Raw genomic sequence first — 24,243 nt, 5'->3', positions numbered from 1 at the left:
GCAATGTGCAGCTATTACTAGCAATTGGACACCGGGGAGCTTACTGCTCCATCATCTGTACAATGACGGTTTTAATGACAAAACCCAGAACACCCAAACCAAGAGCCGCAAACAGAATCATGGTACCGAAGCGCCCAGCATTGGACTGTTTGGCTAAATCCCAAACAATAAATGCCATAAAGGCGATTAGGCCACCGACCCCTAGATACAGAGACCAGGTTTCAAATACTTCAATATCCACTAATAACTCCAAACTCTTCGCAAAAATGTGGTATCGGTTACTTTTCTATTCAGGATAAGCCAGATACACTGCCTGAGTCGCTCATAAGAGCGGTCTCATAAAAGTTAAAAGGCGCTGCCAGGAACAAGGGTCTTGATGCCGCGCCTAATATACCTGTATTAGGTTTATTATAAGTGAAGACAAAGGGGATATAGAATGAAAATTAACACTAAATTGTTGCGTAACGGTCTACTGGCTTTCACTGCGGCTTCTGTTTTGGTACTAGCTGGCTGTTCACAAGACGCTAGCGAAGAGAAAAAAGCCGCCGCTGCTGTTGAAGAAGCTGCTGGCGAAGCCAAGGCTGAGTCTGGCAACCTATTGGATCAAGCTGCCAAAGCTACCCAAGATGCCGCATCTGGTCTTAAAGAGCAGGCTTCTGATGCCATGAGCGAAATGAGCGATAGCGCAAAAGAAGCGGCTGGTGAGCTAGGCGAAGGCGCTAAAGACGCTGTTGGTGCTGTAGCTGATAAAGTTGAAGAAGCTGCTGGCGACGCAATGAACAAGGTTGAAGAAGCCGTTCAAGACGAAGAAAAAATGAACGAGCTAAAAGACAAAGCTGAAGGCGCTCTTGAAAAGCTAAAAAGCGAATAATTGATTAATTCGCAGCCATAAAAAAAGCCGCTATTGCGGCTTTTTTTATGCTTGAAATTTACTGATGGAAATCATCTGAGCCCAAAGCTCAGTGAAGAGCAGCAAGCTGCCCTCCCAATCAATAAACCCAAGACCGGCTTAGATGGAAGATTCCAACTCAGGCACAGCTTCAAACAAATCAGCAACTAGACCGTAGTCTGCTACAGAGAAGATCGGAGCTTCTTCGTCTTTGTTGATGGCAACGATAACCTTAGAATCTTTCATACCTGCCAAGTGCTGAATAGCACCGGAGATACCTACAGCGATGTACAACTCAGGCGCAACGATTTTACCGGTTTGACCAACCTGCATATCGTTAGGTACGAAGCCAGCATCTACAGCAGCACGTGAAGCACCTACCGCAGCACCTAGCTTGTCAGCTACCTTGTACAGCATTTCGAAGTTTTCGCCGTTCTGCATACCACGACCACCAGAGATAACAATCTTGGCGGCAGTTAGCTCAGGACGATCGCTCTTCGCTAGCTCTTCACCAACGAAAGAGGAAACACCAGCATCTTGGGCATTATCTACAGACTCAACAGCAGCAGAACCACCTTCGGCTGCTACAGCGTCAAACGCCGTACCACGAACAGTGATCACTTTAATCGCATCAGAGCTCTGTACTGTTGCGATCACGTTACCAGCGTAGATAGGACGCTTAAAGGTATCGCTGCTCTCAACAGAAATGATGTCAGAAATAGCCTGAACATCCAGCAAAGCTGCAGCGCGAGGCATGATGTTCTTACCGTTACTGGTCGCAGAAGCCAAAACATGGGTGTAATCTTTACCCAAGTCAGCAACAAGAGCTGCAACGTTTTCAGCCAACTGATACTCGTATGCGGCATTGTCAGCAACTAATACCTTAGCTACACCATCAGCTTGGGCAGCAGCTTCAGCCGCAGCACCACAACCAGAGCCAGCAACGAGTACATGTACGTCACCACCAATCGCTTTAGCCGCAGCCAAAGTGTTTAGAGTAGCGGCCTTGAGGCTAGCATTATCGTGTTCTGCAATTACTAAAATACTCATCTTAGATCACCTTCGCCTCATTTTTTAGTTTCTCAACCAGCTCAGCTACGTCTGCAACCTTGATGCCCGCACTGCGCTCGGCAGGTGGCTCAACTTTCAAGGTTTGTACACGTGGAGCTACATCAACACCCAACTCATCAGGAGTTGTAGTATCTAGTGGCTTCTTCTTAGCCTTCATGATGTTAGGCAAAGACGCATAGCGAGGCTCATTCAAGCGCAGATCGGTAGTAACGATCGCTGGCAAGTTCAACTTAACAGTCTGTAGACCGCCGTCGATTTCGCGAGTTACGTTAACAGTGCCGTCTTCAACCGCAACTTCAGAAGCGAAAGTACCCTGAGGCATATTGCTCAATGCACCTAGCATCTGACCAGTTTGGTTGTTGTCACCGTCAATGGACTGCTTACCCATGATCACAAGATCAGGGGATTCCTTAGCGATGATGGCATTCAAACACTTCGCCACGCCTAATGGCTGCAGCTCAGTATCGGTTTCTACCAAGATGCCGCGATCGGCACCTAAGGCCATCGCAGTACGAATTTGTTCTTGGGATTGTTTGGTACCCAGTGATACGGCGACTACTTCAGTCGCAACGCCCTTCTCTTTTAGGCGAACCGCTTCTTCAACAGCGATTTCACAGAAAGGGTTAATAGACATTTTAGCGTTGGCAATATCAACGTCAGTACCGTCTGACTTTGGACGTACTTTGACGTTGTAGTCCACAACGCGTTTTACAGCAACAAGAATCTTCATCGGTTTCCCATTCGCTTATCGTTGAAGGATAAACGCGGCAGCACCCTCTGGCTTTACGCCCTTGTTGTTTTAAGAGTGGTACCACATTCCCGCAGTGCTCTGGCTTTAATAAAAGCATATTACAGCCGACTTCGAGCGGCGAGTATGTTGAAGCAGCAGCCCCTTAAAATCAATACCTGTTCTGCTCAGGGGTAATGGCGAGATTGATCAAAGTCACTGAAATTAGTCATTTTTTCCACAGACAGTACCTTTTTAAGGCTCATTAATTAGGCAGTTGTTGGGCAAATGTCGCATCTCGCTACTTAAATGGTGGAACATTCGGTCATAGCTTTGCGCCTTTTTACCATTGGTCTATCTAGGCCGTCACAGCTATAATCCGCGCCAATACTAGAGAAATTGGGTATTAGTTTTAATTATCTGAGCGCTTTGCCAGCCGTTTCAAGCTCGAATCGACAGTATCGATAACGGGTATCAAAACTATGAATGGCGTTAAAAGGTTTAGAAAGGTTAAGCTAAGCCAATAATGAAGCTTAACCCAGAGGTTTTGGGTTGATAAAAAGCCAAGCCTCTCGGTTTGTATTATAGAAGTGCCGCTATTAGATAAACGGCACAACCGTATTTAGCTAGATTTGCCAGGAGTGAGACTGTGGAAAGAGAATATATGGAATACGATGTGGTTATCGTTGGTGCTGGCCCTGCCGGTTTATCAGCAGCCTGTCGTATAAAACAGCTGAACGAAGAAATCTCTGTCTGCCTAGTTGAAAAAGGTTCAGAGGTTGGAGCCCACATCCTTTCGGGTGCGGTATTCGAGCCCACTGCCCTAAATGAGCTGTTCCCTGATTGGAAAGAACGTGGCGCGCCACTCAACACCGAAGTCACTGGTGATGACATCTATATGCTGCGCAACGCCGAAAACAGCATCAAGATTCCAAACTTCTTTACCCCTAAAACCATGCATAACGAAGGCAACTATATTATCAGCCTTGGCAACTTGTGCCGCTGGCTGGCTGAACAAGCCGAAGCCATGGGTGTAGAGATCTTTCCAGGCTTTGCCGCCGCCGAAGTTGTCTATAACGAAGATGGCAGCGTAAAAGGCATTGCCACTGGCGATATGGGCATAGGTTTGGATGGTCAGCAAAAAGACAGCTATATGCCCGGCATGGAGCTGCACGGTAAATACACCCTATTCACTGAAGGCTGTCGCGGCCAGCTTGGTAAGCAATTGATCGCCAAATACGAGCTGGATAAAGACGTAGAGCCACAGCATTATGGTATCGGCATTAAAGAGATTTGGAAGGTTCCAGCCGAACAGCATCAGCAAGGTTTGGTTGTTCACACCGCAGGCTGGCCACTGAACGAATCAGGCTCTGCTGGCGGTACCTTCTTATACCACATCGAAGACAATCAGGTCGTGATCGGCCTAATTACCGACCTTTCCTATACCAACCCGCACCTAAGCCCGTTCGATGAGTTCCAGCGCTACAAACATCATCCTGTAGCCAAGCAGTACCTAGAGGGTGGCGAGCGTCTTTCTTACGGTGCCCGCGCTATTGCCAAAGGCGGTATCCAGTCACAGCCCAAGATGACCTTCCCTGGCGGCTTATTACTAGGCGATAACGCTGGCACCCTAAACTTCGCCAAAATTAAAGGCAGCCACACCGCCATGAAATCCGGCATGCTAGGCGCTGAAGTGGTAGTTAAAGCGATTGCAGAAGAGCGTAACGGTCAAGATCTAACTGAGTTTACCGAGGCCTACAAAGCTTCTTGGGCGTGGAAAGAACTTCACACCCAGCGCAACTTCGGCCCAGCACAGCATAAGTGGGGCAACATTATTGGTTCAGCCTACGCCTTTATCGATATCAATATCTTCAATGGCGGCCTGCCTTGGACACTATCTGACCCTAAGCCAGACCATGAAGGCATGCAGCTAGCCTCCGAGGCCAAGAAGATTGAATACCCGCGACCAGACGGCGTTTTGAGCTTTGATAAACCTTCTTCGGTATTCCTATCGAATACCAACCACGAAGAAGACCAACTTTGCCACCTAACCTTGAAAGACGACGCTATCCCAATGGAGGTGAACTACGCCAAGTGGGACGAGCCAGCACAACGCTACTGCCCTGCAGGTGTTTACGAGGTTGTCGAGCAAGAAGATGGCAGCAAGAAGTTCCAAATTAATGGCCAGAACTGCGTACACTGCAAAACTTGTGATATTAAAGACCCAAGCCAGAACATTACCTGGGTATGCCCAGAGGGTGCTGGCGGCCCTAACTATCCAAATATGTAACGCAAAGCTTGTTGCGACATTAAAAAAGGGCCTTCAGGCCCTTTTTTAATGTCATCTATTTTAGTTAGCAGCTACAAGAGCTTTAAAGCTAGTTAATATATTTTCCCTAAGGAACATCCAACTCCGCCGCTAAACACTTGCATTTCACCCTCACAGTCCTGGGCAAGATTTACCAGCTCGTAAAAGACCGATCGTGATAAGCTCGCATTTAAGCCATCTCGCACGGCAATACAGGGGATACTTTGCTCACCATAGCTTTCAAACCAAATTTGGTGCTTGGCATCAAGGCGCACAGATTCACCAATTTCGTTGCGAAACTCAAGAAAAAACACACCATCTTCTTCCAACTCCATCATTTGAGTTAGACAAAATGCTTGTCTCTCCACTTGAATTCGCCACTTCTCAATCGGGGTTACCAAAAAGTACTCATCGCCTTCGCGCTTTAAAATCGAGGCGAACAATGCGCGTAAAGGTAAGCGGCGAATAGGATCGCCTTCGTGATACCACTGCCCATCTGCAGCAATAACAATATCGATGTCGCCACTGAAATCAGGGTTCCACAAATGAACTGGAGGCTTAGATCCTGGCGAAGCGGCTTGTTGAACGGCCTGGCTCAGTTGTTCTGGGTCTAGCATAGGTCTTAAATTATAATTCCTGCTTGGCATAACCACCCTCTCTTTAAGTCTCACTAGCCGATAATCGACGGCCATACAACGGAGGATTTTTGTGTTCCCAGCATTAGGGCGCTACAGTCTGCCCATAGTCAGCTCATGATGCAAGAACCCTTCGTCTTTGTCTCAAAGCGGTTATCAGGGGACGCTGACCATAGTTAACTGCTGAGCATAATCTGCGGATGCCATACGCAATAGCTCAATTGGACTTACCTCAGACCAAGCAAGCCGGCGACTTACCGAATCCAATATGGCCGAATCCAATAGCTTACCGCTATAGCTATCGTATAACTGGATCTGAAGGCGCAGACGGTCCCGCCCCATGGATCTGCCGGAGTCCATATCCTGATCGAACTCCTGCCAGCTGCTGATATTGTCCTCCATGTAGGATAACTGATGAAACACCGTGATCGGCATGCGCATCAAGCGAGCGCTGGCCAGCGCCTCGCCTAAACTAGCAGGATTGGAGGAGGCTTTGCTCAGTGGAAATTGCTCCAGCAAAGCATCGTAAAGGCTTTCTGTGATAGTCAGCTCGGTACGGGGAATTAGATCGTTTTTAGCCATTGCAATATACAAAGGCGTATGGGCATTAAGCCGCCACTGCTGCTGCCGAGTAATATTTACTTTATTACTCATTTGAAGATAGGACGGAATCTCCTGGGCCACCTGATAACTGTATTGCGGCGTGCAGGCCATTTGCATCGATAGCAATAAAGCGATCGACAAAAATTTTGCGGCGGTGAACTTACTCGTTTTCATAACGCTCTTCCCGTATATAAGCGGCAACAAGCTTCCCTTTTAAATTTCCCACAGGAAATTTTTGTCCAGTACCTAGCCGGCAATAAGCCGTATTACAATCACACTAGGCTATTTTGGGGGGCTGACTCAATTGCAGTGATCATTACAAAAAATATTGCAATAAAGAGGCCAAAGCGGCTTTTGTGACTATAGTGCCAACTAATGGCAGCTTAAGTTATATAGCAAGCATGTTTATATTCCACGAAATTAATAACAAATAGCGATTAATTACCCCGGAGCTCAGTAATAGGTTGGATATAAGAATTGAGTATTTCGAAGCCTTGGCAACATGAAAAAAACATTTAAGCAACGGCGATATTTCACTGGCATTTTTTCTGATTTGATTAATACTTAATAACGCCAGTAAGGTAAATGACAGCAGCCAGTCTTCATCTTATGATCGAACAGAGCACTGTTATCTTTCTTCAAAGCTATGTTCAACGACGTGTTTACTCCTAATGGTCTTGGCCCGATGCTCTCCCCCAGACGTCGGGTTTTTTTTATTTAACTTTTGATTTTCTAGAGCCCCCTCTTCTTAGCCCTTAGGGATTCGCTCATTACCAAAACAACAAAATATAAAAACTCACGCGCCCTTCTGTATGAAACTCTGTATCTGGAAACGTTTGACTAAGCTCTTCAGCGATTGAAAAGGCATTATGAAAGTTCCTTTATGCGCCATTTTTACTACCAATTAATATAAGTGCGGGTTAGTATCACCAAGTTTTATAATAACTAATCAATTCCGTTGTGGGGGTAGTAAATGAAGTACTCACGTACGTGTGCCGTATTTTCTTTTTTATTAGTGATTACTGGGTTCTTTAGCCAACAATCACTAGCGCAAACTCTATTGGATGAGCGTATTACTGGATTTGACGGTGCAGCAAACACCCTACAAGTCCAGCATGTAGGCCCACCGAGGCAAATAGGCTTTACTCCCCTGACGATTACTTCACCCACTGTTATTACAAGAATAGAGCAGCTCAGCGATAGCACACCCTCAATGGCTACGAGTTATGAATACGCAATACGCAGCAACGTAGCGCCATACAATTTAATTGAATCGGGGCCAGCAACCTTAGCAAACCGATCTACCTATGCGAATGTCACTGTAGGCGGAAATGATTCCAATTTGGATCAATTTACGCTCACAACATCTCAGCTGGCGCCAGGAACATATTTTATTGCTGTATATTCATCTGATGGTGCCAATGCCTATAACGTAATATCTAACACCCTAGTGGGCGATCTTCGCGACCTTGTTAGCGACTCAGGGGGCGCACCTATATTAGTGACAGGTTTCCATATTTATATACGCTTTTTTAGCGCTGTAGGGGCAAGCTCAACTACTTCTGTGCCAGCTTTGCCACCCATAGGCCTATTACTGCTTGGCGCTTTTTTGGGGTTGATTGCGTTTCGATCAAAGCGCGCTCAGAACAAGACTTCATAGGAAAAAGACGAGCATTTAAGTTTAAAGCCGCTTGAGTTGCAGAGCATAAAGCTCTGTGGCTTGGCTTATCTGCGACTCTCTTTTGGCAATATTTCCACAAGGGTAAACTGAAAGGAGTAGGATTAGCCTTGTTTGAATCCCAGTAATTTCCCAGGCGATACCGTAGGCAGTCTCGCAGTCGAGCTTGCCTAAAAGTGGAAAAGTATCTACGAAAGAAACCCCTAGAGCAGCCTGCGGATTAATCACCGATCATCTTGTAACAAACGCCGACACAATTCTTGCAAGCCCCTGCCTTTGTTACTCACTTTCCAGGCCAGGTACTGCTGCTGATTATCCATAATCGGCTTGGCAACTTTGATAAGCTCACCGCTTTCTATTGCTCTCTCGGCGCGGTGCGTAGGTACAAAGCCGATTCCTATTCCAGCTTTGATGGCCTGGTATTTTTGCTCCATGGTTTGCACATAAAAACGCTGTGATTGCTGCCCGAGGCCGGCACTTCGGGCAACATCAACCACCGAGGTATCATGCAGCACTACCCGCCTGAGGCTTGGGTAAACCTGATCTACCGAATCGACATTAGCTGCCTGCTCAGCCAAAGGGTGATGAGATGATATAAGCTCAATCAGCGCGTCCAAGCCATAAGGCTCCATTCTAATCCCCTGGTTGCTAGGTACCGGCCCTGGCGCGCCTACAAGCAGCTCTACCTCAGCTCTGGCCAAGGCATCCCAGCCACCGTTTAGAACTGACTCTTGAACATCTATTTCCATACTGGGGTGCTCCTGCAAAAAATCGGATACCACAGTAAAAAAGCTGGGATAGTTCTGCAGAGATTCAACGGCAATGCGGATCCTTGGCTCCCAACCATTAGCCACCTCTTTCGCCTTTAGGACGATATCGTTGCTAGCCTGCAACAGCTGCCGCCCCTCATCTAGAAGTAACTTTCCAGCAGGCGTGAGTACCGATCGGCGCCCCTGCCGCCTAAACACCACAATATCTAACTGCTCCTCGAGTTTTTGCACGGAATACGATAATGCCGAGGTCACCCGATTCAACTCTTCGGCCGCCTTAGCAAAACTGCCTCGACGATCAATGGCATCAAGAATTTCAAGGACTTCTAGAGTTATTTGAGATCTCATAGTAACTGTTCAATTTAATTGAAGGTTTTATGCAGAATTTACCGCTTATTAAAAAACTGTCAATCCATAAAATACTTCTTAACAGTTTATTGCAGGGCGCAACCTCAAGACACGTCCTGCGAAACAAGCTTAATAAATCAAAAACGAATTTGAACAATTAATTGGATACAGGGCTTAAAAATGACAGCTTTACACATCGATAGCAGCGCTAACTTAACAGGTTCCAACAGTCGCAAGCTAGGCCAATACCTTGCGGCTAAGCTGGATAAGCCAACGGTGTACCGTGACCTCGTGTCAAACCCCGTTAGCCTGCCAAGCGCCGAGGACTTGATGGCCTTTAAAGATGGAACTGATAACGGAAATACCAGCCTAAGTAGCTTTGTGGGGCTATCGAACAATTTGATTGCCGAATTAAAGCAAGCTGACACTCTGATTATTGGCGCCAGCATGTACAACTTCAGCGTTTCGAGCTATTTAAAGCTTTGGATTGATGCCATTTGTGTTGCGGGCAAGACCTTTCACTATACAGAGCAAGGTCCACAAGGCCTCTGTAATATAGAGAAGGCCTATATCATCACCGCAACTGGCGGCACGCCCGTAGGCAGTAGCTATGATCATTGCAGCACTTATATCGAGCAGGTATGCCGTTTTATTGGCGTTAAGGAAATACATCACATCGATGCAAGTGGCTCAAAGGGCTCGCAAGCCGAAGTGTTAAGTGACGGAGAGCGCCAAATTGATGCTCTGCTGGCGAAATAAGCGAAACACACATCATAATTTGATGTGAAAGTGTGAAAAAAGTCGTTTGCTTCATCAATCACTTTTGCATATGCCAGATATATGATCTAAGTTATTAAGTAATAGAGAACACCCTAAGACCCTTGCGCCGCCTGTATTATAGGCGGCTTTTTTATCCTTAGATTCCACTTCCACAACGACAGCAGCTCACTACAGCTTTTATTCTATAACTTACTGCAAAAGATGCCTGAATTTGTTACTTTAAGGAGACTAAATATTCGGGGGTTCTTGTGGTGAAGCTAATTCTAGCTTTATTCTCCATCTTTTTGTTTATTAACAGTATTTCAAAAACTTACTCAGCGACACTAACCGTTGCTGTAGCCTCAAACTTTGCCCATAGCGCGCGACAGATAGGGCAAGAATTCAGCAAAGAAAGCGGCCACAAAGTTCGCTTTGTATTGGGCTCTAGCGGCAAGATCGCCGCCCAAATTCGGCACGGCGCGCCTTTTGATATATTTCTATCTGCAGATCAGCTTCGCCCAAAACAGCTAGTTGCCGAAGGATTTGCACTCGCGGATAGTCAATTTAGCTATGCTGAGGGCGCCCTAGTACTATGGTCTAGCCATGCCGAGCATCGGAATAAGAAGCTGAGTGTCGAGTTTCTTAAGCGGGAAGCAGGAAAAATTGCCCTAGCCAACCCCAAACTCGCCCCCTATGGCAAAGCTGCGAGCAGTGTTTTAGCAAAGCTTGCCAATGAAGCAAAGCCGAACAAGGCGGGCAACATAGTACAGATACAAGGTGAAAACATTGCCCAAGCCTACCACTTTACTCAAGCAGGCCAAGTAGACGCGGGTTTTATTGCCAAATCTCAATGGTTGAGCTTGCAAACAGAAGATCGTAATAATGCCTGGCAAGTCCCCAAGCAGTTGCACCCGGCCATTTTACAAGACGCCGTTTTACTTAAGCGCAGCAGCAACAAGCTGTCGGCCACGGCTTTTTGGCGATTTTTACAAACACCTAAGGCGCAGCAGATTATTGAGTCACACGGCTACAGTATCCCCTATTCCGACTCAAAAGATTTTGACAGGAATTTAGATCTCAAGGAGTAATTTGTGTACATCTACCACCTACATGTCAGCAAAGAAGATAGCTACAGCTATGAAGACCAGCTATTTCGAAACCCAGTTACCATTGGTGAACAACTGGTTTTAGAGGGTGAGCAGTTTGTCGTTGATAATGTAATGCACGATTTAGATAGCGGGGAATCTTGGCTATTTTTAGTGCCTTTAAGTTAGCTGAAGTAACTAAGAAGCTTTGACGCAGGCCCCAAAGCCTCTGCTTGGCATTGGCTTTGGGAGCATCCTAAAGTGTTAAGCTGGAAGGAACTTAGCAAGGATGCTGCTTAATAGTAAGCTTGAGAACGGTCACTGTGGTCAGTGATATCGCGAACACCAGCAAGCTCTGGCAGCTTAGCTTTTAAAGTGCCTTCAACACCATCTTTTAGGGTCATATCCACTGAGGCACAGCCCTGGCAGCCACCACCAAAGCGCAATACTGCGTAGTTATCATCGGTAATCTCAATCAAGCTCACTTCACCACCATGAGAAGCCAAGCCCGGATTGATATCGTTGAATAAGATGTAGTTAATCTTATCTTCTAATGGACTGTCGTCGGTAACATTAGGCATTTTTGAATTAGGCGCTCGAATCGTGAGCTGGCCGCCCATCTTATCCGCCGAGTAATCAACCTTAGCTTCGGCTAGGAAAGGTATCGAGCGCGCCTCGAAATGCGCGGTAAAACCATCCAAAGGAACTTGGATATCACCTTCCTGTTCTTCTCCGGGACGACAATAAGCTATGCAGGTTTCCGCTTGTGGCGTCCCTGGGTTTGATACAAACATGCGAATACCAATGCCCTCACCGTCTTGCTTTGACAATAATTCAGCTAAATAGCTTTGGGCTGAAGGGGTAAAATCCACATCGACTACAGGCGTATCACTCATATAACAGGCTCTTTAAATACCTTAATTCACAGGTCGGTTATTCTAAATCATGAACGCTAATATAAAAACCTTGTGTGTGAAGTGGGTTTAGCGCTAAGACAAATTTATATGCCCTGCAATGTAGTACGGCGCGGCAATCAAACAGCCTCAATATATGAATAAGCTTAGAATTCAAAATCTATATCGAAATATTTTGATATAGGTATAATGCGAGGCTATATGAATTTTCTTTTAGGTCTATCTTTAAGAATTATAGTTAAGAACAAGCCAATACTAGCCATAGCATTAACTAGTCATTGTGGCATATAACAAATGTAGCGCCTGGCCCAACTGGTTTAAACCACTACTTGAACCAGCTGTAGCGCCGAAGCAAGAAGGAATGAAACCATGAGTCAAAGCCCACGCCCTGATATTCGAGAACAACTGCAAGATCGTATCCTGATGCTGGATGGCGGTATGGGCACCATGATTCAAGGCTACAAGCTGCAAGAAGCTGATTATCGCGGTGAGCGCTTTGCGGATTACCATATGGACGTGGCCGGTAACAATGACCTGCTTTCGATCACCCAGCCAGATATTATTCGAGACATCCACACGGCCTACTTGGAAGCCGGTGCCGACATTATTGAGACCAATACCTTTAATGCCACCCAGGTTTCGATGGCCGACTACCAAATGGAAGAGCTGGCTTATGAGATCAACCTAGCGTCGGCGAAAGTAGCACGCGAAGCCGCCGATGCCATGACGGCCAAAACACCTGACCGTCCACGCTATGTTGCTGGGGTGATTGGCCCTACCAGCCGCACCTGCTCAATATCACCCGATGTAAATGACCCGTCCGCCCGTAATGTGACCTTTGACCAATTAGTTGAGAACTATCGCGAAGCGGTTTCCGGGCTTATCGCCGGTGGCGCTGATCTTATCTTGATTGAAACCATCTTTGATACCCTAAACGCCAAAGCTGCGGTGTTTGCGGTACAGGAATATTTTGAGGAAGTCGGCCAAAGCTTACCTATTATGATCTCGGGTACGATTACCGATGCATCTGGCCGCACCCTTTCTGGACAAACTACAGAAGCCTTTTACAACTCCTTAGCTCACGCCAAACCTATCTCAATAGGATTGAACTGTGCACTCGGTGCCGATGAGCTGCGCCCTTACCTAAAAGAGCTTTCTCGGGTTGCCAACTGTTTCGTCTCGGCGCATCCTAATGCCGGCTTACCTAATGAATTTGGTGAATACGATGAAACGCCAGAAGAAATGGCGACAGTCGTTGAAGAGTTTGCAGCCAGCGGCTTTGTAAATATCATTGGTGGTTGCTGCGGTACAACGCCCGCACATATTAAGGCTATCGCCGTTGCAGTTGCCAAACATCCAGCTCGTAAAATTCCAGAACTTGATGTTGCCTGCCGCTTAGCTGGTTTGGAGCCATTCAATATCGAGAAAAGCTCTTTGTTCGTTAATGTCGGCGAGCGTTGTAATGTCACCGGATCTGCGCGCTTTAAACGCCTGATTATTGAAGAAGATTATGACACCGCTCTAGAGGTTGCCCAAGAGCAGGTAGAAAACGGCGCGCAAATTATCGACATCAATATGGACGAAGGCATGCTGGATGCCGAAGCGGCCATGGTGAAATTTTTAAACCTGATAGCTAGTGAACCTGATATTTCCCGCGTACCTATCATGGTGGACTCGTCTAAATGGGAGGTTATCGAAGCTGGCTTAAAATGCATACAGGGTAAAGCCGTCGTTAACTCGATCAGTTTAAAAGAAGGCGAAGAAGACTTTATTGCCAAGGCAAAACTTTGCATGCGCTACGGCGCCGCTGTTGTTGTAATGGCCTTTGATACAGAGGGACAGGCCGACAGCCTTGCTCGGAAAATTGAAATCTGCGAACGCAGTTACCGAGTACTGGTCGATCAAGTAGGCTTTCCACCCGAAGATATTATTTTTGATCCAAACATTTTTGCTGTTGCCACCGGCATTGAAGAGCACAATAACTACGCCGTCGATTTCATTGAGGCGGCACGGTGGATTCGTGAAAACCTTCCTCACGCCGGTGTTTCTGGTGGCGTAAGTAATGTTTCATTCTCTTTTAGGGGAAATAACCCAGTACGCGAAGCGATTCACTCCGTATTTTTATATTACGCCATTAAAGCCGGTCTAAACATGGGCATTGTGAATGCTGGCCAGCTCGCCGTTTACGATGACTTGCCGCAAGAACTAAAAGATAAAGTTGAAGACGTAATCCTCAACCGTAGCGAGGAAGCTACCGAAGCCTTACTTGAAATCGCCGATAAGTATCGTGGTGATGGCAGCAGTGGCGCAAAAACAGAGAACCTAGAATGGCGCGACTGGCCGGTAAGCAAACGTTTGGAGCATGCCCTTGTAAAAGGCATAAACAATTTTATTGAGGAAGATACCGAAGAAGCTCGCATCGCCAGCACGCGACCTCTCGATGTTATCGAAGGCCCACTGATGGACGGCATGAATGTTGTCGGTGACTTATTCGGCCAAGGTAAGATGTTTCTTCCGCAGGTGGTAAAATCCGCCCGAGTCATGAAGCAATCAGTAGCCTATTTGCAGCCCTATATTGAAGATGAAAAAGACGAAGGCGCAAAGAGCAATGGCCGTATTCTCATGGCCACCGTTAAGGGTGACGTGCACGATATCGGAAAAAATATTGTTGGCGTGGTATTGCAGTGTAATAACTTTGAGGTGATTGATCTCGGCGTCATGGTGCCCTGCGAAGACATCTTGAAAACAGCGATCGAAGAAAACTGCGACATTATCGGTTTATCAGGTCTTATTACTCCATCGCTTGATGAAATGGTTACCGTTGCCAAAGAGATGCAGCGACAGAATATTCAAAAACCATTGCTGATTGGCGGAGCGACAACATCAAAAGCCCACACCGCCGTCAAAATTGATCCCGAGTTCGATCTTGATCAAGCTATTTATGTTGCGGACGCTTCGCGAGCGGTAGGTGTCGCTAGCAAGTTATTGTCTAAGAACAAAGAAAGCTATATTGATGATATTAAAAGTGAGTACGTAAAAGTTCGCGAACGTACCGCTAACCGCAAACCCAAGGGCAAACAAATCAGCTATGAAGAAAGTAAAGGTCGCGGCTTACAGATAGACTGGGATGCCTTTACACCGGTTACTCCAAAGCTGGTCGGGACCCAAGTATTTGATGACTACCCATTAGAAGAGCTTGTCGACGCCATCGACTGGACACCTTTCTTTATCTCATGGGATTTGGCTGGAAAATATCCCGCTATTCTAGAGGATGAAATCGTTGGCGAAGCGGCCACCAGCCTATTTGCCGACGCGCAAAAGATGCTTAAAGAGTTAATCGAGAAAAAACAGCTACAAGCGAAGGGCGTTATCGGTATTTGGCCAGCCAATCAAGTCAATCAAGAAGACATTCAGATTAGCGACGAAGCCGGCAAGGTTTTGGGCAACATTCAGCCTATTCGCCAACAGGCTATTAAAGCGACTAGGGATGTGGCGGAGCCACCACTATTGAGCCTAGCGGACTTTATCGCCCCCGAAGATAGCGGCAAGCAAGATTATATAGGTGGATTTTGTGTGACCACCGGCCTAGGCGCTGAAGCCCTTGCCAAAGAATACGAAAGTAATGGTGACGACTACTCGGCAATTATGGTTAAGGCCTTGGCAGATCGTATGGCCGAAGCCTTTGCTGAACATATGCACCAGCGGGTTCGTAAAGAGTTTTGGGGCTATCAAGCCGATGAGCAGCTTAGCAATGAAGAGATTATCAAGGAGAAGTACCAAGGCATACGCCCTGCTCCTGGCTACCCTGCCTGTCCGGATCATAGCGAAAAGGAGTTTCTCTTCGAACTACTAAATGCCCAAGAAAATATTGGCGTAGAGCTCAGTACGCATTTCGCCATGACTCCCGCTGCCTCAGTATCCGGCTGGTATTTTGCCAACCCAGAAAGTAAGTACTTTAATGTTGGCAAAATCCAGGAAGATCAGGTGCAATCAATAGCGCAGCGCCGAGATCTTAAGCAGGAAGACATTGAAAAATGGATACGACCTAATCTGGCCTATTAAAGGCCAGCTTTTGGAAATCTGTACAATCCATTATCAATAACATCATATCAGCAACTCATAGAGCTGCTCGCTTATAGTGGTAGATCGGCAGCTGTGAAGCTTCGTCCAGCCGATCTATCAGCTATAGAGTTCAGAAACATCCACTTCTCGGGCATCAAGCTATTGCCCTTTTACCTATAAACTATACGCTTATAAGCCAACACCGCCAGCAAAAATTCGCGGTTTTTAGGGCTTTAAACACAGAAAACTGTGAGCCCTCAAAATCCTGAGTAAAGCCCACTTGTTGATTATCAAGTTTTGTTTATCAACCTTGATTCAAGCAATGTAAAGACGCACAGTACGCCCACCATCAATGATAAGAAGCTTTAAGTATGGATCAGCTTAGTGAAACGGCGGGTTTAATCGACTTCAATACAGAGGTGTTTTTCAGTGGTCAGCTTTGCGGCTTGCAATCCATCGGCGACAACAGCTGCGGGCATTTACATGTCTTGAAATCAGGAACTTTAAACATTGTTACTGAGGATGGGCACAAAATATTTCTAGATCGTCCATCTGTTATTTTCATCCCTAGCAAATCTAATCACCGACTTTCCGTAGGCGATAGTGAAAACGCTGAACTGGTCTGCGCCAAAATTCATTTTGGGCAGGGACAAGAAAAGTTCGTTAACTCTCTACCACGCTTTATTTATTTTGATGGCGCCAGCCACCAGCATCTTCAACGCGCTGCAAACTGGCTGTTTGAAGAAGCTTTCCAAGAGACGCCCGGAAAACAAATGATGCTGGACAAACTTAGCGACATTATTTTTATCCAGATTCTCCGACATGTTACTGAAAAGGGGCTTGTAGTCCACGGGATTCTTTCAGCCTTGGTGCACCCACAGTTATCCAAACTAATAGCAGCCATTCAAAAAGCCCCGTCAGATAGTTGGAACCTAGATAGCATGGCAGCGACGGCAAGCATGTCACGCTCTAAGTTTGCCACCTTATTTAAAGATACTGTAGGCAAGACGCCTAATGAATATCTTACCGAAATACGATTAGTTAAGGCCCAAGAACTTCTAATTAACAATAAACCGGTGAGCCTGGTGGCCCATGAAGTGGGTTACGAGCATGCATCAGCGCTCAGCAGGGTGTTTCGCAAGCGCTATGGTATCAGCCCTAAAGAATGGCTTAAAGAGAAGCTCAGCGCTTAATAGGATAAGCACTGAGTTTTGCTGCCCGCCCTTTCCTTTTTAACTTACCCCTTACCCTTCTGAAACCCCAATTTAGCTATATTGCTTGCAACTAACTTTATCTAAATCGTTTTATTAATTTATAAGCTTGCGTCAGCGTAACTATTATCTTCTTTTCTAAAATTCAACAAGCGAAGACCCAGGGTCTAGCTATGCGTCGAAGTCATTAGCTACCCCAACAAGAGTAACTTCGCAAAAACCAAGATAGACAAATAAGCTTGTTATTAGCTTATACATTTACAATATATAACTCTCCAGCCTAACAGCAACAAGCCACCATCATATTCAACGCAAAGTAAAATCAAGCAATTGTTAAGCAAAAGATAAGCCCGAAGTAAACCTTTGTAAGGCTGAACGATTGGCTCGTTTTTCTGTACGTTTGGTTAATTTTAATATTTTTTCCTACCTATACTGGTCACCGTGATTGAAGAGTCATCACAGCTTAATAGGCCAAGCGATGGCCAAAACCTAAAGACTTAGCGAGGAAATTATGAAATTCAATCGAGTACTAAAAACCTTAACTGCCGCTTCAGCTATTGCCATGAGCAGCCTAACTTTTGCGGCCGATATTGGTGTCAATGCTGACAAAAACGATCTGGCGATCAGTGGTTACGATGCCGTTTCTTACTTTAAGAAAGGCAAGCCTAGCAAAGGTAACACCAAGTACACCGCGACCCACAAAGGTGCCATCTTCCACTTTCGCAGTGCGAGCAACCGCGATCTATTTAAGGCCTCACCTGAAAAGTATGCACCACAATTTGGTGGTTACTGCGCGATGGGTGTTGCACTGAATAAGAAATTGGACGTTGACCCATACGCTTGGAAAATTGTTGACAACAAGCTTTACCTGAACCTTAACAAAGATGTTCAAAAGAAATGGTCTTCTGACATCGACGGCAATCTAACAACAGCCTACCGTAACTGGAATGGCATCCGTACTGTAGACGCTGAAGTTTTGGCTGAAGAGTAATTTTCCAACATTAGCGGAGAATAGCTATGAACAAGAGTATTTTAGCAAGCGCGGCTTTAGCCGCATTAGTATCCACCACCATGGTTCCGGTCAGCGAAGCCGCAGCGAAAGAAAAATGCTACGGCGTTGCCAAAGCTGGCCAAAATGATTGTGGCAACCTAGCTGGTACACATTCATGTGCAGGCCAATCAAAGGTTGATAACGATCCAGGTGAATGGAAGCTCGTAGCCAAAGGCACTTGCGTAGACCTTGGCGGTATGCTGAAAGCAGAAGCCAAAGAGAAGTACAAAGCTTCTAAAAAAGCTTAATCGATCAGGGAGATAAACATGTTAGGGCCTGCTATATCATCGAGCAATCCAACAAAAGCGCTTAATGATGCACAGCTATTTGGTATTGGCTTGCGTCACGAGCATTACCAGCAGGCCCTGACCTGTCCCGCTGATATCGACTTTGTGGAAGTACACACTGAAAATTTCTTCGCCCCAGGCGGGGCCAGTGCTGAGCTTATCCGTGAGATCTCTAAGCATTACGAGCTGAGTTTACACTGCACTGCCATGGGGCTAGGTTCAATCGATCGACCCAGCGATAGCTATATGGAAACTATCGCAAGATTAAATCAGGAACATAAACCTCTATTTTTATCAGATCATGCAAGCTTTAACCGGGCCGCTACTAAATCCGGTACAAACGCCAAGCCAATATTTACCGGTGATCTATTACCCCTAGCTTTTAACCGAGAATGGCTTTCGGCGCTGAGCGATAATGTTAACTATGTCCAAGACAAGTTAGGTCGCCAAATCCTTGTTGAAAATCTATCTTCGTATTTTCAGTACGATGAAGATGAAATGATGGAAACAGACTTCTTAAACCAGCTTGTCGAAAAAACCAACTGTGGACTGCTACTTGATCTAAACAATATCTTGATCAACGCCCACAACAAGCAAAGTAGTAATCCGCTCCACGATGCTATTAGCTGGACCGAATCTATAAACCTCAACGCCGTACAAGAAATTCATCTAGCAGGCTTTAGCCAAGATAAGGTAGCCAGTTTTTATATCGACGATCACTCTCAGGCAGTATCTGATGAATGCTGGGCTTTGTATCGCAATACTATTCAGCGCCTTGGCAACGTTTCCACTTTGATTGAATGGGACAATTCGCTACCAAGCTGGGAAACTTTAGTGGCTGAGCTGGACAAAGCACGGGCTATTGTCAGTGAGCTGGAGTCAGAGTATTACCTAAAACAGGCGCTACCGTCATGAGTGATATCCAGACACTGCAAGGTTCTGTGCTCGAAGACATATACCGCTTTGGTGAACAAGACACATCAGCAGCACATACTCAGGTTTATCAGAATAACCTACTGGCCAGTGCCTTTAGAAGCTTGTCCATTGCCTACCCTTGCACTCAGCAATTAATTGGCGATGAAGCCCTAAAAGCGCTGGCGGCAATGCATTTGCAGCAGCAGCCATTACAAGCCGCGGACTGGTCTGAATTTGGGCATTTACTCGCTAAGATTATTGCCAGTAATGAAGCCTTTGAATCATACCCCTATCTAAGCGATGTGGCCCGTTACGAAGCGCTGATATTTGAAAGCGAACGATCTAAGGATGAGTTATTCAACCAATCAAGTGTTTTCAAACTGCAAGAAAGCGAAATCGATAATGTATACATTCGCTTTCAAGAAAGCTTTCGCATACTGGAAAGCCCTTATCCCATAGAAGATATTTATCGAGCAAACCTCAGCGAAGCTGCTGAACCTGATCAGTATCTACAGTCAGCTAAGAAAAAACTTGAGCAAGATGAATATCAAGAACGACTGATGATTTATCGCTGTCGTTATAAAGCTCACTCAATAGCGGTGGCTAAAAATGAATTCGCGTTCATTTCAGCCTGTATAAACGGCTTAAGTATCGGAGCTGCTTTGGACACGATCGAGATCAAAGCGCATCGAAGCGGTGAAAATAAAGGCTTAGACCTGGGCAGCGTATTGAGTTTACTGATCCAACACCAAGCCATTAGTGAACTTTACATTCAATGAGCTGTGAGCGTAGAACGCTACAGAAACCGCCACAGTGAGCTTGGACAACTGGAATTAGCAACATGAAACAGCACCATTTTTATAGCACTCTTTTAACAGCACTACCGATAATACCTTTTACCTTGCGCTCTTTATTAGCTAGAGCCAATTAAACGAGTAACAACGGAGAAAATTATGAACTCTAGTATACGAAACCACTACCAGAATTACTTGCAGCTAAGCCGATATTTAGAATACCCCCAGCACCTGGCGTTGTTACTTGCGCGTTGTTACGTCGCCTGGGTGTTTTTCGCTTCAGGCTTAACGAAGCTCAATGATTGGGAAACAACGCTTTTTCTTTTTGAATATGAGTATCAGGTACCCTTTTTGTCTCCGGCTGTAGCCGCATTTCTAGGTACTGCAGGTGAAATTGTTTTACCGGTTTTATTGGCCTTTGGGTTCAGCACACGATTTGCGGCACTTGGATTGAGCGTAGTAAATGTTGTTGCCGTAATTAGCTTGGAAGAAATAGCGCCCGCAGCCTTTGCTGGGCATGTTATCTGGGGTCTGTTATTGGGCCTGAATCTACTATGGGGCTCAGGCATTTTGGCTATCGATACATTGATTGCTAAATTTTTTGCTAAAAGCAACACAGAGCTTTGATTTGCCAGTGGTTGTTGACTAGCAACTGCTCCTTTTTATGCCTTTCATAAAGCGAATATAAAAAGGACATAAAAAAAGCCGCTATAGCGGCTTTTTTTAAATTTACAGCCCTAAAATTTTAGAGCAAGAATGCGGCTGCAGCTGCAATAGCTACCACAACAACGACTGCTCCCATGATTAGGCCAGTCTTCGATGAGCCGGATTCTTGGCTAGCCGTTTTAACGCTAGCGGCTGCTGAATTGTTATTGGACAATCTCGCTTCAAAGGCAAACTCTACAGACCCTAAGCGGATGATGTCGCCAGACTTCAAAAAGGTAGACAAGCCTTTTTTATCATTTACAAAAGTACCGTTGGTTGACATCCAATTAACAATTTTCCAGAGTACACCATCATTCACCAACTGGGCGTGCTTACCAGAAACACTGCCATCGTCGATTACGATGTCCACTTCTTCTGAACGCCCTAGGTGCCAGATGTTAGTCGCTTGATCACCTTGCAGCTCATAGATTCGACCTCTGACAGCGTCTGACAGGCCAACTAAACGTGGGACAGCGCCAAGCGCTGGAATATCAATACGGCCCGCCATGTAGTCTGAAACAGCCGCAGAACGTTCTACATCGAACACAATTTGGGTCTGTGAAGCGCTTTCTAGTCCTTCCCCTTCAGACCAAACCGATGGAATATCCGCTTCGGCTTCACGCTTATTGGGCGAAATAACACTAAAGCTGTCGGTATCGATCACAATTAAGTCGCCATCGAACAGATCAGAAGAATCGTTTATTTTTTCACCATTTAGAAATGAGCCATTACTTGAGCCCAGATCTAACAAAACCAGCTTGCCATCCTTTATTTCGATAGACGCGTGTCGACGAGAGGCCACATCGCTTTTTAGAACTATGTCACAATCATCACTACGCCCTAGGATGGTAGAGGCGCTTAAAGATAACAGCTCGCCTGTTTGCGGATTCTTCAATTTACAGTTGTCGCTTGTGCACTCAACCATCATTTTCGACCTTTTACTTATTCTTACTACTGTTTAATCTTTTACTATGTGTTTGAAATCTGCGTTGATACAGAAAACAAATAAACTAGCTTACGCTGCCATTATGAAAGCTGTATTAAGCTTAGGCAGCGCCTAAATCAGCTGATTGCTACATCAAAGCAATATCAGAAGCTGATTATACCCAAATAAACGAGCAGCCCAAGCAGCCCTGCCAATAAAAGCAGACAAACCATCGTAATTAGCCAACTTGGCGTGCCACCACCGATATGATCATCCAATGCATCGTAATCTAACTGACTCTTGGGCTTAACCGCATACACTTGAGTAGTGGAAAACTCTTCAGTGACACTCTCACTGCTGGTGATATGGGCGCCATCATTTTGTACGCCTAGCGGGAAATACTCACTGTGCCCCGATAGATTATGGGTTTCTACAATTGTTGCTGGTACACGGCCGGATTCTGGCGCAACAACATCATTACTCACCAGCATCACGGTAATATTATCTTTACCGCCAGCATCGTATGAGGCCTGGACTAATTTTTCACAACAGCTCTCAAGACCCTCGGCGGCATTATCATGAAGAAGCCTTGCGATCTCAAAACCGCCTAACTCATCGTTTAGGCCATCACTACAGAGGAGCAGTAGCTCGCCCTGATACAAATCTCCTTCGCAGGTTCCGATATCCAGCTCAACAAGCGCTTCTGCCCCTAAGGCCTGAGTCACCAAATTGCGATCATTACGTGTTTTGGCATCTTCAGCCGATATAATGCCGCGCGACAGCAATGACTCGATGTAGGAGTGATCACGACTGATTTGCCGTAGTTCGTGCCCATCCCATATATAAGCGCGACTGTCGCCAACCCAGGCGACATCAAAACGCGAACCGTCAAATTTCGCTGCGACCACGGTCGAGCCCATTCCAGCTCCACCACGTCCGTCCAAAACGCCTTTTTTCACTTCTAGATGAGCATTGGCGACCGACTCTTCTAAGTTTTTTTCGCCTTCCTTTAAATCGTTCCAAAGGGTGGAAACCACGATTGCGCTTGCAACCTCACCTGAGGAATAGCCTCCCATGCCATCAGCCACAGCCGCCAAGCCCAGTTCATCATCCGCTAGAAAGGAATCTTCATTTAGCTCACGTCTTCCCGTGTGGGTGCATCCTACTATTTTTAGCACTGACTCACCTCGCTATGGGTACATGGTTGAAAGCAGATTTTTTGCGACACTGGCGAAACGCCCCTGCTGAAACGCAGACTCACTGGCGAGTGAAGCATAAAAGCTGTCCATTTGTGCACTATATCGCTCACTTTGATTTAAAGCCAATGTTAGCGTCTCAACCCCCAAGAAGGCTTGCTCAGCACTGGTGTAATCGCGATATTGACCGGCGGCGCTCTTGCTTAGGATTCTTTGTCGCAAAGAATTAATTTCATTGCTACTGTAGTTGCGATCCAATAGTGCCACCTCCATGCTTGCTAGTTCTGCTAATGCCGCCTTGGCGGAAGACCTAAGACTGTTAACATCTTTACGAGAAGCGACATGCAAATCACGTGAAAGCTGCAGTAATCGCTGGGCGCCTTCCTGATCACGAATATAGGCAATACCCACCAACATTTGTAGTGCCGCATCGTTTAAGCGTAAATCTCCGGGTTTTAATCCAATTTCGATACTTGTCTGGCGCCAAGTCTTTTTATCCATCGGATGATGGCAGGCGTGACAATCGTAGAAAGATAGCTCAGGAATCATTCCATTAGCCGTTAGCAAATGACTGTTATAAAGCTCTAAGGTTTGCTTAGCGGTGTAGTAAACCCCGGCAACCCACATAGTCACGGATTCGATTTGCCCTTTTCTTTCAAGATAATCTTGATCAACTACATAATGAGCGGGCTGATTTGCGGTGAAAGTTTCTAATTCGAAAGCCAAACGAGGGTGCCCTGCTCCCATTATTCGATGCGTGGCGAATTTATCTTTAGTACCCAAATGGCAGGATAGGCACATTTCCGCTCTAGGCTTTGGCGATTCAGTTGGGTACATGCCTACCGCCAAATTTTCTGCGTGAGTTACGCCTTTTTTATAATGGCTATCTAACCATTTCTCACTGCCACCATGGCAGGCTTCGCAGCCAACGCCGTCACGAATGACGAACTTAGGGCCACGCTGGCTTTGGGGAACATTATCCGCATGACAATCTAAGCAAATATCCGCCGTATGAGCCGAAGCCAAGCCGAGATTTTTGGCCATCCGCTTAGACTCAGCATTGAATAGAATTTTATAAGCTTTGGAGTGTAAGTCTTCACGGCTCCAAGTGCGGTATTCATTTAACAGCGCGTATGAGTTTGCATCCGGTGCCGGCTTACCGTGACACACACTGGAAGCACAGGTAGCAACACCCATGTGCTTGTCTTTTCCCGTGATTGGGTTTTCCTCGGCTAAGGCATGCCCACTTGCCGCTAAGCATGCCAAGCTAAAAATAAACACCGGTAGTTTCAAGATCGTTTTTTTCATAA

23 protein-coding genes are annotated in these 24,243 nt (G+C 46.0%); 13 read left to right on the top strand and 10 right to left on the bottom strand.

Annotated features, from left to right (window positions below; all coding sequences use genetic code 11):
• Window positions 1-40: 40 nt before the first annotated feature.
• Entirely contained in the window at window positions 41-241 is a 201-nt protein-coding gene (locus Q1A08_RS01790) for a DUF2788 domain-containing protein (RefSeq protein ID WP_299768848.1), read from the bottom strand.
• Window positions 242-436: 195 nt separating this feature from the next.
• Here Q1A08_RS01790 and Q1A08_RS01785 point away from each other — a divergent pair, with 195 nt between their 5' ends.
• A complete protein-coding gene (locus Q1A08_RS01785) occupies window positions 437-871 on the top strand; it encodes a hypothetical protein (protein ID WP_299768846.1) in 435 nt (144 codons plus the stop codon).
• A 138-nt stretch (window positions 872-1,009) separates the two neighbouring features.
• Here the strand turns inward: Q1A08_RS01785 and Q1A08_RS01780 are convergent, their stop codons facing one another.
• Window positions 1,010-1,939 (bottom strand): FAD-binding protein, encoded by a 930-nt coding sequence (locus Q1A08_RS01780; protein ID WP_299768843.1) that lies wholly within the window; start codon window positions 1,937-1,939, stop codon window positions 1,010-1,012.
• A 1-nt stretch (window position 1,940) separates the two neighbouring features.
• On the bottom strand, window positions 1,941-2,690 hold the full coding sequence (locus tag Q1A08_RS01775) for an electron transfer flavoprotein subunit beta/FixA family protein (RefSeq protein WP_299768840.1): 750 nt from the start codon (window positions 2,688-2,690) through the stop codon (window positions 1,941-1,943).
• A gap of 661 nt (window positions 2,691-3,351) precedes the next feature.
• Between Q1A08_RS01775 and Q1A08_RS01770 the strand changes: the two genes are divergently transcribed.
• On the top strand, window positions 3,352-4,977 hold the full coding sequence (locus Q1A08_RS01770; RefSeq protein ID WP_299769900.1) for an electron transfer flavoprotein-ubiquinone oxidoreductase: 1,626 nt from the start codon (window positions 3,352-3,354) through the stop codon (window positions 4,975-4,977).
• A 92-nt stretch (window positions 4,978-5,069) separates the two neighbouring features.
• On the opposite strand, the gene Q1A08_RS01765 is transcribed toward Q1A08_RS01770, so the two are convergent.
• Entirely contained in the window at window positions 5,070-5,642 is a 573-nt protein-coding gene (locus tag Q1A08_RS01765; RefSeq protein ID WP_299768837.1) for a DUF1285 domain-containing protein, read from the bottom strand.
• A gap of 144 nt (window positions 5,643-5,786) precedes the next feature.
• Window positions 5,787-6,407, bottom strand: a complete 621-nt coding sequence (locus tag Q1A08_RS01760; RefSeq protein ID WP_299768834.1) for a DUF4823 domain-containing protein — start codon at window positions 6,405-6,407, stop codon at window positions 5,787-5,789.
• A 799-nt stretch (window positions 6,408-7,206) separates the two neighbouring features.
• On the opposite strand from Q1A08_RS01760, the gene Q1A08_RS01755 reads away from it, so the two are divergent.
• The gene (locus tag Q1A08_RS01755; RefSeq protein ID WP_299768831.1) at window positions 7,207-7,893 is read left to right on the top strand and encodes an IPTL-CTERM sorting domain-containing protein; all 687 of its coding nucleotides are present in this window, start codon (window positions 7,207-7,209) and stop codon (window positions 7,891-7,893) included.
• A 242-nt stretch (window positions 7,894-8,135) separates the two neighbouring features.
• Here the strand turns inward: Q1A08_RS01755 and Q1A08_RS01750 are convergent, their stop codons facing one another.
• The gene (locus Q1A08_RS01750) at window positions 8,136-9,029 is read right to left on the bottom strand and encodes a LysR substrate-binding domain-containing protein (RefSeq protein ID WP_299768828.1); all 894 of its coding nucleotides are present in this window, start codon (window positions 9,027-9,029) and stop codon (window positions 8,136-8,138) included.
• Between the two features lie 180 nt (window positions 9,030-9,209).
• Between Q1A08_RS01750 and Q1A08_RS01745 the strand changes: the two genes are divergently transcribed.
• From Q1A08_RS01745 to Q1A08_RS01735, 3 genes are all read left to right on the top strand, one after another.
• Window positions 9,210-9,788 (top strand): NAD(P)H-dependent oxidoreductase, encoded by a 579-nt coding sequence (locus Q1A08_RS01745; RefSeq protein WP_299768826.1) that lies wholly within the window; start codon window positions 9,210-9,212, stop codon window positions 9,786-9,788.
• Window positions 9,789-10,057: 269 nt separating this feature from the next.
• Complete coding sequence (gene modA, locus Q1A08_RS01740; protein ID WP_299768823.1) at window positions 10,058-10,876, top strand: molybdate ABC transporter substrate-binding protein; 819 nt, start codon at window positions 10,058-10,060, stop codon at window positions 10,874-10,876.
• 3 nt (window positions 10,877-10,879) lie between these two features.
• Window positions 10,880-11,062: a hypothetical protein gene (locus Q1A08_RS01735; RefSeq protein ID WP_299768820.1), complete on the top strand. Its 183-nt coding sequence runs from the start codon at window positions 10,880-10,882 to the stop codon at window positions 11,060-11,062.
• A 107-nt stretch (window positions 11,063-11,169) separates the two neighbouring features.
• Here the strand turns inward: Q1A08_RS01735 and nfuA are convergent, their stop codons facing one another.
• Complete coding sequence (nfuA, locus tag Q1A08_RS01730; RefSeq protein ID WP_299768817.1) at window positions 11,170-11,769, bottom strand: Fe-S biogenesis protein NfuA; 600 nt, start codon at window positions 11,767-11,769, stop codon at window positions 11,170-11,172.
• A gap of 387 nt (window positions 11,770-12,156) precedes the next feature.
• Between nfuA and metH the strand changes: the two genes are divergently transcribed.
• From metH to Q1A08_RS01695, 7 genes are all read left to right on the top strand, one after another.
• Window positions 12,157-15,849: a methionine synthase gene (gene metH / locus Q1A08_RS01725; RefSeq protein WP_299768814.1), complete on the top strand. Its 3,693-nt coding sequence runs from the start codon at window positions 12,157-12,159 to the stop codon at window positions 15,847-15,849.
• 371 nt (window positions 15,850-16,220) lie between these two features.
• The gene (locus Q1A08_RS01720) at window positions 16,221-17,042 is read left to right on the top strand and encodes an AraC family transcriptional regulator (RefSeq protein ID WP_299768811.1); all 822 of its coding nucleotides are present in this window, start codon (window positions 16,221-16,223) and stop codon (window positions 17,040-17,042) included.
• 529 nt (window positions 17,043-17,571) lie between these two features.
• The gene (locus Q1A08_RS01715; RefSeq protein WP_299768808.1) at window positions 17,572-18,051 is read left to right on the top strand and encodes a YHS domain-containing (seleno)protein; all 480 of its coding nucleotides are present in this window, start codon (window positions 17,572-17,574) and stop codon (window positions 18,049-18,051) included.
• 26 nt (window positions 18,052-18,077) lie between these two features.
• Window positions 18,078-18,359, top strand: a complete 282-nt coding sequence (locus tag Q1A08_RS01710; protein WP_299768805.1) for a DUF2282 domain-containing protein — start codon at window positions 18,078-18,080, stop codon at window positions 18,357-18,359.
• 18 nt (window positions 18,360-18,377) lie between these two features.
• Window positions 18,378-19,313, top strand: a complete 936-nt coding sequence (locus Q1A08_RS01705) for a DUF692 domain-containing protein (protein WP_299768802.1) — start codon at window positions 18,378-18,380, stop codon at window positions 19,311-19,313.
• A complete protein-coding gene (locus Q1A08_RS01700) occupies window positions 19,310-20,092 on the top strand; it encodes a putative DNA-binding domain-containing protein (protein ID WP_299768799.1) in 783 nt (260 codons plus the stop codon). The genes Q1A08_RS01705 and Q1A08_RS01700 overlap by 4 nt, the downstream gene beginning before the upstream one ends.
• Window positions 20,093-20,266: 174 nt before the next feature.
• A complete protein-coding gene (locus Q1A08_RS01695) occupies window positions 20,267-20,734 on the top strand; it encodes a DoxX family protein (RefSeq protein ID WP_299768797.1) in 468 nt (155 codons plus the stop codon).
• 118 nt (window positions 20,735-20,852) lie between these two features.
• Here Q1A08_RS01695 and Q1A08_RS01690 read toward each other — a convergent pair whose 3' ends face one another.
• The 3 genes from Q1A08_RS01690 to Q1A08_RS01680 all read right to left on the bottom strand — a co-directional run bounded on the left by Q1A08_RS01690 (window position 20,853) and on the right by Q1A08_RS01680 (window position 24,241).
• Window positions 20,853-21,740 (bottom strand): FHA domain-containing protein, encoded by an 888-nt coding sequence (locus Q1A08_RS01690; RefSeq protein ID WP_299768794.1) that lies wholly within the window; start codon window positions 21,738-21,740, stop codon window positions 20,853-20,855.
• A 161-nt stretch (window positions 21,741-21,901) separates the two neighbouring features.
• Window positions 21,902-22,915, bottom strand: coding sequence for a protein phosphatase 2C domain-containing protein (locus Q1A08_RS01685; protein ID WP_299768791.1), 1,014 nt, complete (start codon window positions 22,913-22,915; stop codon window positions 21,902-21,904).
• A gap of 12 nt (window positions 22,916-22,927) precedes the next feature.
• Complete coding sequence (locus tag Q1A08_RS01680) at window positions 22,928-24,241, bottom strand: multiheme c-type cytochrome (RefSeq protein WP_299768788.1); 1,314 nt, start codon at window positions 24,239-24,241, stop codon at window positions 22,928-22,930.
• Window positions 24,242-24,243: the final 2 nt, after the last annotated feature.

Origin of the sequence: uncultured Pseudoteredinibacter sp. (assembly GCF_947500695.1) — a bacterium.
Lineage (GTDB): Bacteria > Pseudomonadota > Gammaproteobacteria > Pseudomonadales > Cellvibrionaceae > Pseudoteredinibacter.
This window is presented reverse-complemented; position numbering and strand designations above follow the sequence as displayed.

Excerpts from the sequence above, each read along its gene's own strand:
- Q1A08_RS01785 (WP_299768846.1), top strand. The coding sequence starts at position 437 with ATGAAAATTAACACTAAATTGTTGCGTAACGGTCTACTGGCTTTCACT.
- Q1A08_RS01780 (WP_299768843.1), bottom strand. The coding sequence starts at position 1,939 with ATGAGTATTTTAGTAATTGCAGAACACGATAATGCTAGCCTCAAGGCC.
- Q1A08_RS01775 (WP_299768840.1), bottom strand. The coding sequence starts at position 2,690 with ATGAAGATTCTTGTTGCTGTAAAACGCGTTGTGGACTACAACGTCAAA.
- Q1A08_RS01770 (WP_299769900.1), top strand. The coding sequence starts at position 3,352 with ATGGAATACGATGTGGTTATCGTTGGTGCTGGCCCTGCCGGTTTATCA.
- Q1A08_RS01765 (WP_299768837.1), bottom strand. The coding sequence starts at position 5,642 with ATGCCAAGCAGGAATTATAATTTAAGACCTATGCTAGACCCAGAACAA.
- Q1A08_RS01760 (WP_299768834.1), bottom strand. The coding sequence starts at position 6,407 with ATGAAAACGAGTAAGTTCACCGCCGCAAAATTTTTGTCGATCGCTTTA.
- Q1A08_RS01755 (WP_299768831.1), top strand. The coding sequence starts at position 7,207 with ATGAAGTACTCACGTACGTGTGCCGTATTTTCTTTTTTATTAGTGATT.
- Q1A08_RS01750 (WP_299768828.1), bottom strand. The coding sequence starts at position 9,029 with ATGAGATCTCAAATAACTCTAGAAGTCCTTGAAATTCTTGATGCCATT.
- Q1A08_RS01745 (WP_299768826.1), top strand. The coding sequence starts at position 9,210 with ATGACAGCTTTACACATCGATAGCAGCGCTAACTTAACAGGTTCCAAC.
- nfuA (WP_299768817.1), bottom strand. The coding sequence starts at position 11,769 with ATGAGTGATACGCCTGTAGTCGATGTGGATTTTACCCCTTCAGCCCAA.
- metH (WP_299768814.1), top strand. The coding sequence starts at position 12,157 with ATGAGTCAAAGCCCACGCCCTGATATTCGAGAACAACTGCAAGATCGT.
- Q1A08_RS01720 (WP_299768811.1), top strand. The coding sequence starts at position 16,221 with ATGGATCAGCTTAGTGAAACGGCGGGTTTAATCGACTTCAATACAGAG.
- Q1A08_RS01715 (WP_299768808.1), top strand. The coding sequence starts at position 17,572 with ATGAAATTCAATCGAGTACTAAAAACCTTAACTGCCGCTTCAGCTATT.
- Q1A08_RS01710 (WP_299768805.1), top strand. The coding sequence starts at position 18,078 with ATGAACAAGAGTATTTTAGCAAGCGCGGCTTTAGCCGCATTAGTATCC.
- Q1A08_RS01705 (WP_299768802.1), top strand. The coding sequence starts at position 18,378 with ATGTTAGGGCCTGCTATATCATCGAGCAATCCAACAAAAGCGCTTAAT.
- Q1A08_RS01700 (WP_299768799.1), top strand. The coding sequence starts at position 19,310 with ATGAGTGATATCCAGACACTGCAAGGTTCTGTGCTCGAAGACATATAC.
- Q1A08_RS01695 (WP_299768797.1), top strand. The coding sequence starts at position 20,267 with ATGAACTCTAGTATACGAAACCACTACCAGAATTACTTGCAGCTAAGC.
- Q1A08_RS01690 (WP_299768794.1), bottom strand. The coding sequence starts at position 21,740 with ATGATGGTTGAGTGCACAAGCGACAACTGTAAATTGAAGAATCCGCAA.
- Q1A08_RS01680 (WP_299768788.1), bottom strand. The coding sequence starts at position 24,241 with ATGAAAAAAACGATCTTGAAACTACCGGTGTTTATTTTTAGCTTGGCA.